Origin of the sequence: Bacillus sp. JJ1127, from assembly GCF_036965845.1 — a bacterium.
Lineage (GTDB): Bacteria > Bacillota > Bacilli > Bacillales > Bacillaceae_G > Bacillus_A.
Genome location: NZ_JBALQK010000003.1, coordinates 1 through 8,729, shown reverse-complemented (window position 1 = coordinate 8,729; position 8,729 = coordinate 1). Strand labels below are relative to the sequence as shown.

Below are 8,729 nucleotides of genomic sequence, written 5' to 3'. Positions count from 1 at the left end.
ATGGATTTATATAGATAGAGAAAAGAGTTGAAGAACGATATGAATGCACGCAGGCAATTATTGATAGCAGTGATATGTATGTGTTTCGTTGTAACCCTTGGAACAATTGGATTTATGATAATAGAAGAAATCAGTTTGTTTCAAGCTTTTTGGATGACGATGATTACAGTATTGACGGTTGGATACGGGGATGCAGTTCCGTTAACGCAAGCTGGGAAGATTTTCGCACTTCTCATCATACCAGTTGGGGTAGGAATTGTTACATATGCAATCGGGGTAGTAGCAGCGATGATTATTGAGGGGAATTTATTTCATGCAATGAGGAGGAGAAAAATGGATAAGCACATAGCGCAGTTACAAGATCATATTATTGTATGTGGCTGTGGTAGAGTAGGACTTCAAGTTGTACACGAATTACAGGAAAAGAAGATTCCTTTTGTGGTTGTTGATAGAGATGGAGAGGTACTAGAGAAGGAAAAGCTTTTGTATGTACATGGTGATGCTACTGAAGATCAGGTATTAATTAAGGCTGGAATTACAAAAGCTGCTGGCTTAGTGGCGATTGTTGCGAATGATGCTGAAAATGTATTTATTACATTAACGGCAAGGGGGCTTAATAGTAAGATTAAAATTGTAGCTAGAGCCGAAAAGCCAGAAACGGAAGAAAAATTACGTCGTGCTGGTGCGACTAAAGTTATTAATCCATCTAGTATGGCTGGAATCCATATTGCAAAAGGTATTGCAAATCCACTAACGGTTCATTATATTGATACAGTGCTTTATGGAATAGAGCAGTCCTTTGCGATAGAAGAAGTTCAAATTGGGAAAGGCTCTATTTTAATTGGAAAAACATTGCTAGAAAATAATGTGAGAAATCAATTTGATGTTACAATTTTAGCGATTTTAAGACATGGGGATATTATCCATAATCCAACAGGGCAGGAAAAATTACAAGAACGTGATATGATAATAGTATTTGGTCCAGTAGAGAAGTTGGAGCAATTTGAGAAAGAATTATAAAGTAAGAGGTGACAAGGGATGCAAGTATCTAGCGAGAAGATTTTAAATAAAATGGCAAATGAAATTGCAAAAGCAAAAAGTAGTGAAGGACAGAAAGCGAAGGAACATCTATCAGTTGTTCGTGCTTTATGTGATTTACTGTTAGACGAACAGATTGATTCTAGTAGGTATGTAGAACCAAAACTACAACCACAAGTGATAACATCTCATCCAATGACAACAACTCAGCAGGTAGTATCAGTTTCCGGAGAACCTGTATATATGAAAGAAGCAGATGCAAATGGGAGTTCTTTATTTGATTTTTAAAGGTTAAATTGTTTGGCTTATATGCAAAAATTTCTTATCATAAAGATAAAAAGGGGAATTCTAATGAAAATTTTCTTCTTATTAGGTTGTATTGCAGCTGGTTTATCTGTCGCATTAGGAGCTTTTGGGGCGCATGGCTTAGAAAACAAGATTTCTGCAAAAATGTTAGAAGTGTGGAAGACAGGAGTTACATATCAAATGTTTCATGCGGGGGGATTGTTCGTTGTTGCGTTATTAATGGATAAAATTCAATCTTCTCTTTTAAGTGCGGCAGGCTGGTTTATGGTAGCTGGAATTATCATGTTCTCTGGTAGTCTATATGCATTAAGTACAACGGGTATTAAATTTTTTGGACCGATTACACCGCTTGGTGGTGTAGCATTTATTGTAGGATGGATTTTACTAGGAACTGCAGTTGTAAAAGGTTTATAAAAACAAAAGCTGGCATTTGCCAGCTTTTTTTTATGATCTTGGAGCATAGGTTGCTGGTTGGGTAGGAAAATACGTAATTTCTCCAGGGAATTCTACATAATCCAAGTAAATCATAAGTAGTAAGTATCTTTTTCCGGATTTTGGTTCACTGACGATAATGTGATCACGTCCAGCTGCTTCAATAATACCTGTATAGGATTGTGTGCCAAGCGAACTACCACGCTCATATGTCATAACAAAAGTTGCTGGTTTTCCTTTGTTTAAGCGAAGGATATTTTCAATATACGATTGTTCTAGTGGGAGCATACCTTGAGATGCTGCAAGCTGTGCTTGGGCAGTTGGTTGTTGCATGGCCTGTTGTTGCATAGCTTGTTGCTGCTGCGGCGTCATTTGTTGTTGCATATATCCCCCTGAAGGTTGATAAAAACCCGTTCCATAGTATGGATTTTGTTGCTGTGCCATTCAAAAATCCCTCCCTGTTTTCATTCTTTAATATACACTTGGGCAGTCCTCGCCGGATGGTTGAAAAAAGCAGTGGTTTTTAAAACGCCCTGAATTTTCCTGGTCATACCAAGTTGGTGGACAGGCACCAGTCGGACGAAAGAACCATAAGGCGAAATTTGCAGGCCAAAAGCGTTGCCCTTGAATTGTACGTCTTGCAAGGGCGATGTCTTGTTCTCGTGCCCGTTGATAAAAGTACCCTTTCTGAGTTGCTTCGAATCCACCAGGACTTTGAAAAACCATTTGGCGTAAATTTCGGATTGATTTAAAATCTAAACAATTTCCAAGAACGCGATTGACACCAACATTTCCAACCATCAACATGCCTTGTTGCCCTTCCCCTTCAGCTTCAGCACGCATGAGCCTAGCTAATAATTTTACTTCTTCGCCTGTATGGGCGATAACAGCCATTATGTCTCACCTCTCTTTTGGGATTGCATTAGAGAAAGAGGTTTATTTCTAGGTGAAGTGTGGAACAATTACTAGTTCATACGTATGAGGAAAAGGACTCAGATATGACAATCAAACAAACTTTTAGGGAGAGTAATTTTAGTGTTAGAAGGAGAAACATAATAAAAAAGCTAGCATTGCTAGCTTTTTATTTATCCGAATAACTTTGACCACATATTTGAGAAGAATCCACCAATGGAACGCATTGTTAATACGAACCAATTTGCCTTTTCTACTTCTTCTGTTGTTTTTGCAGTGATTTTCATGTTTTTACTTCCGTCTAAGAATCCATATTGATCAGTTGATTCTAAAACAAGTGAACCTACTTTTGCATCTTTTTTAATAGGTGCGATTAATTTTCCATCCTCAGCAAGTGATTGATCCGCCTCAGTAGAAATTTTGTAAGGTGGTTTGCTACCCTTTTTTGTGATTACCGTTATTTCTTTTTCAGGTGTCACAGTTACATAATCTTCTTTCCCTTTTACAACAGGAATTGTGTTATTTCTATCTATTTTTAATTTCTGTTTTTCAAAGTTATTAAAACCGTAATCAATTAACGCACGAGATTCTGTGAAGCGTTCGTCCATTGATTTTGTCTTAATAATAACGGAGATAAGACGTAAATCACCGCGTTTTGCGGTAATTGTAAATCCATACCCAGCTGTATCTGAACTTCCCGTTTTTAAACCGTCTGTCCCTTCGTAAGCAAAGGCAGCGCCTGGTAGCATCCAGTTCCAGTTTTCCATACGAATTGGAAGTGGGTGGTTATCTGGGAAGTTTCTAAATCTTTGTTTTGTATCCTCTAGTATTTCTGGATACTTTGTAATAATTGTTCTCGCTAAAATACCCATATCGCGAGCTGATAAGGAGTTTTCTCCGTTCGGATCTGTTCCTTCAGGGTGTTTTCCTTTTAAATCAGCATTATTTAATCCTGTAGCGTTTACAAATTTGTATTTCTTTAACCCTAGTTTTTTCGCATGTTCATTTGCAAGATTCAAGAAGTTTTTTTCACTTCCTGCAAGAAGTTCTGCTAGCGCAACACTAGATCCATTTGCAGAGAAGATAATAATAGAATGATATAATTCTCTCACTGTATATTGTCTTCCTTTTTCGAAAGGAACGTTCGAGAATTCATTGTTACGGGAAATTTCATAAGCATAATTAGAGATGTTTACTTTTGTATCCCAGGTAATTTTTCCTTCCTTAATCGCTTCCAAAACGGAATAAATAACCATGAGTTTTGACATACTAGCAATGGCCAGTAGTTCATCTGGGTTTTGTTCGTGGAGTACTTTTCCTGTGTCTGCATCGAAAAGAATAGTAGCGGCAGCGTCTATATGTATTTTTTCTTCTGCATGGGAGATTGTTACTCCTAAGGAAGAAAATGACAATAGAAACACTAGTAAAATAGATAAGATTTTCCTCATATACATTATCACCTTCGCATCGTTATTAGCATATAGCTCGTACCATTTTAGCATAAATTTGGATATGAAAAGATTATAATTTAATAGGAAATTTGACAAGATTTTGTCCGTTCTTGTTTTAATTTGACGAAAATAGCGGATTTTTGGAGAAGAATTGTGGAATATAAAGAAAAAGGAACGAATTTCGTTCCTTTTTTGTATTATACGTATAAAAATTTTGCTACTTTTTCGCTTGGTAAAATGTTTCCAACGAAGAATGTTCCAAATTCACCATAACGAGCACTTACTTCATCGAAGCGCATTTCATATACAAGTTTTTTAAATTGAAGGATGTCATCAGCGAATAGTGTTACACCCCACTCATAATCATCAAAACCAACAGAACCTGTAATAACTTGGCGCACTTTACCTGCATATTGACGACCGATTTTGCCGTGACTGTACATAAGCTTTTTGCGTTCTTCCATCGGAAGCATGTACCAGTTGTCATCACCTTGACGACGCTTGTCCATTGGGTAGAAGCAAATGTGATTTGCTGCTGGTAATTCAGGGTATAAGCGTGCTAAGATTTGTGGGTTTTGGTATGGATCTTCATCAGCTGGAAGGTAGTTACTTAGTTCAACAACAGATACGTAAGAGTATGCAGGAACCATATATTCGGCTAATGTTGTTTTGTTTAATTCTGTTTCAATTTCATTTAATTCTCCCATTGTTGGACGTAAAATCATAAACATAATATCAGCTTTTTGACCAACAACGGTATACATTGCATGGCTACCTTGTTTTGCAGACGCAGTTTTATTCCATTTCTCGATGATATTTAAAAATTCAAACATTGCTTGTTCACGTTCGTCACTAGATAATGTTTTCCATGCTGCCCAGTCGATAGAACGTAAATCATGTAAACAATACCAACCATCTAACGTTTTTGCTGCTTCGCTCATTCGATTCACCTCAGTTAATGATATTTTACACGTTAACTATAGCATATATAGTTTTAAAGTTACCTATGTAAAGCTTTGGTGCATAAAATTGTCACAATTGAAAATGCTAGAAAGAGGAGTGTATATGTCTTTATATCTATAGATAGATGGAAAATTAACCAGCTGAATTTTGTGAAAATATAATCATTTTAATTTTGCCTATTTTTTAGGAGCTATAAGTTTAAAATATAGATGAAAAGAAGTATTCTTAAAGGTAGAGTTTTTTTAACATTTGTAGGAGGGTTTATTTGTGAGCGATTTATTTACAACAGTAAAAGAAAAAGTTCAAGGAAAAGGCATTTCTATTGTACTTCCTGAAGGAACTGATGAAAGAATCTTAGGCGCTGCAGAGCGTTTAGCAAAAGAAGAATTAGTAAAACCAATCTTAGTTGGTAATAAAGAAGAAATTAGCGCAAAAGCTGCTAGCATGAATTTAACATTAGCAGGCGTTGATATTTACGATCCAGCTACATACGAAGAAATGGATGCGATGGTAGCGTCTTTCGTTGAACGCCGTAAAGGTAAAGCAACAGAAGAAGATGCTCGCAAAATCCTTAAAGACGAAAACTACTTCGGTACAATGCTTGTATACATGGGTAAAGCACACGGTTTAGTAAGTGGTGCAGCTCATTCTACAGCTGACACAGTTCGTCCAGCACTTCAAATCATTAAAACAAAACCAGGCGTTACAAAAACTTCAGGCGTATTTATCATGGTACGCGAAGATGAGAAATATGTATTCGCTGACTGTGCAATTAATATTGCACCAAACAGCCAAGATTTAGCTGAAATTGGTATTGAAAGTGCAAAGACAGCTGAATTATTCGGCATTGATCCACGCGTTGCAATGTTAAGTTTCTCTACAAAGGGTTCTGCGAAATCCCCAGAAACAGAAAAAGTTGTAGAAGCAACTCGCATCGCAAAAGAAATGGCTCCTGAATTAACATTAGATGGAGAGTTCCAATTTGATGCTGCATTCGTACCATCTGTAGCTGAGAAAAAAGCACCAGGTTCTGTTATTAAAGGTGATGCTAACGTATTCGTATTCCCAAGCTTAGAAGCTGGTAATATCGGTTACAAAATTGCACAACGCCTAGGTAAATTCGAAGCAGTAGGACCAATCTTACAAGGCTTAAATATGCCAGTAAACGATTTATCTCGTGGTTGTAACGAAGAAGAAGTGTACAAGCTAGCTTTAATTACAGCAGCTCAAGCACTATAATTGAAAAACCCCGCTATGTAGCGGGGTTTTTCTTATTTCTCAAGATTAAGTGCTTTGTTATTACGATCGATGATACGCTGTAAATTCATTTCGTATAATGGAACTTCATCAACTGTTAATTGTGATGGTGTTAATTTTGGTGCGAAATGCTGTAATGTTTTTAAAAGGCGCATCATTAAGTCTTGAACGGTAATCGTTTCACCAAGTAGTTCAGATAATGAAGCCATTGTACTTGGTACAATTTCTGGATACGTAAATTTTGTTTCTTCACCTTGAATTGCTAAGTTGTAAAAATCACGAACAAGTGCCGCACGTTCGGAGCCACTTCCTGTAGCACATAAGTAAATTTGTACAGCTACACCTCCGCGAATGCGGCGCTGTGAAATACCTGCGAATTTCTGATCGCGAATGCTTAAATCATAGCTACCAGGACAATAAGAGCCAACGATTTCTTTTGCCTCGATATCGACATCGTAATCTTTTAACATTTCTTTAATTAAATGCCACATTGTATCGTATCCAAGGTCGATATCAATTCCCTTTTCTGTTTCTTGAAATAGAAGTGATACATTTAAAACCTCTTCATCAAGTACGACTGCAAGACCACCTGAATTACGAACAATAACATTGAAATTCTTCTGTTTTAAAAAAGAAATCCCTTCCTGTAAATGAGGAAGACGAGAATCTTGAATGCCAAGAACAATTGTATTGTAATGAACCCAAGAACGCATTGCTGAAGCAGAGGTACCATTTCCGATTGTCGTGCATAGTGTGTCATCCATTGCGAATGACTGCAGAGCATGAAATGTCGGTCCTAAACTAGACTGATCAACAATACGCCACTCTGGTTGAGATAAAATCGAACGGGAATTGCTCATATAACTAACCCCTTATCTATAAAATGACAATCTTTATTATAACAAAATAAAAAGGATGCGGTTAGCGCATCCCTTTTATTCTGCAATTTTTTCTAAATTCCCATTTCGGTCCATTCGGAAAGAAGTTTGTGCACGCTCTTCGTCATCCATTAATGCTAATTTACGAGCGCGGTTCATAATATTCATGAGCGTTTCATAATCTTCTTGTACTGTATTAGATTGTTGTTCTAGTTTTTCCAGTTTCGTTTCTAATTCTTCATTGCGAAGCACTTGTGCTTTTAATTCTTGTTTTAATCTCGTATTCTCGTTTTCAAGTGCCGTTACTTTTACGTTTGAAGATCCGACTGTTTGTAAGAAGTAAATGACATCTTGCATTGTTAGAGAAGTTTTAGAAACAGATGGTTCCGAATATGGAATAGCTTCTTTTGTAACTGGTTCGTCATGGGCAGTTATTACTGCTGAAGCTGGAGGGGTATAAAGCAGGCGTTTTTTCGCTTGTTCACCACCAGCAGCACGCATTTTATCTTTACGATGTTTTTTTGCTAGCTGAAGAGCTTGCTCATAGCTATAGCGGACAACAGCGTTCCAACGAAAACCACAAGCCGCTGATGTACGATTTAATTGATCTCCAACTTCTTCAAATGCATTTAATTGTGTACTTCCTTCTCGAACATGGCGAAGGACGGTTTCAGCAAGTAATAAATCGTCTTCATCTGTCCAAGCATCTTGTCTTACTTTCATAGATTCAACTCCCTTTCTTTTTATGAACTTCCTATTTTTATAATGGGCAAAAAAAATTGCTTTTATACAAAGCTTTTAAAAATATGGTAGATTTTGATGAAGGTAAGAAATATATGTACGAATGACAAAAGCTTATGAAGGGAAAAATAAATGGAAAAGCAAGGGTTAGGACTACAGTGGAAGACTTGCATCGAGCACCAAAGAGCGGTAAAATACCATTTAGTGTTTATTGTTAAATGTACTTGTGAAAAGTTTAAAATAGAGGAAGTGTTATATATAATGGGAAACGAATTTCGTGTGTGTGATGATTGTCAGGCAACGAACATTAAGACGTTGATACCAAAGCTCAAAAAGGTAGATTCATGTGCAAGTATTGAAGTTGGATGTCAATCTTATTGTGGGCCAGGTCGTAAAAAATCATTCGCTTTTGTGAATAACCGTCCAGTTGCAGCGCCAAATGAAGATGAACTGATTAAGAAAATCGAGGCAAAATTAAATAAGTAAGAAAAGGAAGAGTGAACATTTTACTCTTCTTTTTTATGCAATTAAAGCTAGAATTCATTCCAAAACAAGGGGAAGAAAAAGGTAAATGGTATTAATTAGCGACGTATTAGTGGGTAAATTTTATATTATGAGATTGGTTTTATACCAAGTACATTAGTTTTATATTACAAAATAATGGTTGACAGTCTTTTGGAGTAATAGGTAGAATGAAGTATATGATCATGATAATCATTATCAAATGCATACATACATCAATTAAAAAAAC

At 36.6% G+C, this 8,729-nt stretch carries 11 protein-coding genes; 5 read left to right on the top strand and 6 right to left on the bottom strand.

What is annotated here, in order from left to right; genetic code table 11:
• Nucleotides 1-39: 39 nt before the first annotated feature.
• The 3 genes from V7183_RS00335 to V7183_RS00325 all read left to right on the top strand — a co-directional run bounded on the left by V7183_RS00335 (nucleotide 40) and on the right by V7183_RS00325 (nucleotide 1,758).
• Complete coding sequence (locus tag V7183_RS00335; RefSeq protein WP_335358379.1) at nucleotides 40-1,020, top strand: potassium channel family protein; 981 nt, start codon at nucleotides 40-42, stop codon at nucleotides 1,018-1,020.
• Nucleotides 1,021-1,038: 18 nt separating this feature from the next.
• Nucleotides 1,039-1,326 carry a YwdI family protein gene (locus tag V7183_RS00330; RefSeq protein WP_097898498.1) on the top strand — a complete coding sequence of 96 codons (288 nt, stop codon included), beginning with the start codon at nucleotides 1,039-1,041 and terminating at the stop codon, nucleotides 1,324-1,326.
• A gap of 63 nt (nucleotides 1,327-1,389) precedes the next feature.
• On the top strand, nucleotides 1,390-1,758 hold the full coding sequence (locus tag V7183_RS00325) for a DUF423 domain-containing protein (protein ID WP_097898497.1): 369 nt from the start codon (nucleotides 1,390-1,392) through the stop codon (nucleotides 1,756-1,758).
• 30 nt (nucleotides 1,759-1,788) lie between these two features.
• Here the strand turns inward: V7183_RS00325 and gerQ are convergent, their stop codons facing one another.
• The 4 genes from gerQ to hemQ all read right to left on the bottom strand — a co-directional run bounded on the left by gerQ (nucleotide 1,789) and on the right by hemQ (nucleotide 5,080).
• Nucleotides 1,789-2,220 carry a spore coat protein GerQ gene (gene gerQ, locus V7183_RS00320; protein WP_097898496.1) on the bottom strand — a complete coding sequence of 144 codons (432 nt, stop codon included), beginning with the start codon at nucleotides 2,218-2,220 and terminating at the stop codon, nucleotides 1,789-1,791.
• 27 nt (nucleotides 2,221-2,247) lie between these two features.
• Nucleotides 2,248-2,670, bottom strand: coding sequence for a cell wall hydrolase (locus V7183_RS00315; protein WP_335358354.1), 423 nt, complete (start codon nucleotides 2,668-2,670; stop codon nucleotides 2,248-2,250).
• A 191-nt stretch (nucleotides 2,671-2,861) separates the two neighbouring features.
• Entirely contained in the window at nucleotides 2,862-4,142 is a 1,281-nt protein-coding gene (locus tag V7183_RS00310; protein ID WP_335358353.1) for a serine hydrolase, read from the bottom strand.
• Between the two features lie 194 nt (nucleotides 4,143-4,336).
• Nucleotides 4,337-5,080, bottom strand: coding sequence for a hydrogen peroxide-dependent heme synthase (hemQ, locus tag V7183_RS00305; RefSeq protein ID WP_097898493.1), 744 nt, complete (start codon nucleotides 5,078-5,080; stop codon nucleotides 4,337-4,339).
• 289 nt (nucleotides 5,081-5,369) lie between these two features.
• Here hemQ and pta point away from each other — a divergent pair, with 289 nt between their 5' ends.
• Entirely contained in the window at nucleotides 5,370-6,341 is a 972-nt protein-coding gene (pta, locus tag V7183_RS00300; protein WP_097898492.1) for a phosphate acetyltransferase, read from the top strand.
• A gap of 32 nt (nucleotides 6,342-6,373) precedes the next feature.
• Here the strand turns inward: pta and V7183_RS00295 are convergent, their stop codons facing one another.
• Nucleotides 6,374-7,219, bottom strand: a complete 846-nt coding sequence (locus tag V7183_RS00295; protein ID WP_335358352.1) for a lipoate--protein ligase family protein — start codon at nucleotides 7,217-7,219, stop codon at nucleotides 6,374-6,376.
• A 75-nt stretch (nucleotides 7,220-7,294) separates the two neighbouring features.
• Entirely contained in the window at nucleotides 7,295-7,960 is a 666-nt protein-coding gene (locus V7183_RS00290) for an RsfA family transcriptional regulator (protein WP_097898490.1), read from the bottom strand.
• A 279-nt stretch (nucleotides 7,961-8,239) separates the two neighbouring features.
• Here V7183_RS00290 and V7183_RS00285 point away from each other — a divergent pair, with 279 nt between their 5' ends.
• On the top strand, nucleotides 8,240-8,464 hold the full coding sequence (locus V7183_RS00285) for a DUF1450 domain-containing protein (RefSeq protein ID WP_335358351.1): 225 nt from the start codon (nucleotides 8,240-8,242) through the stop codon (nucleotides 8,462-8,464).
• Nucleotides 8,465-8,729 lie beyond the last annotated feature (265 nt).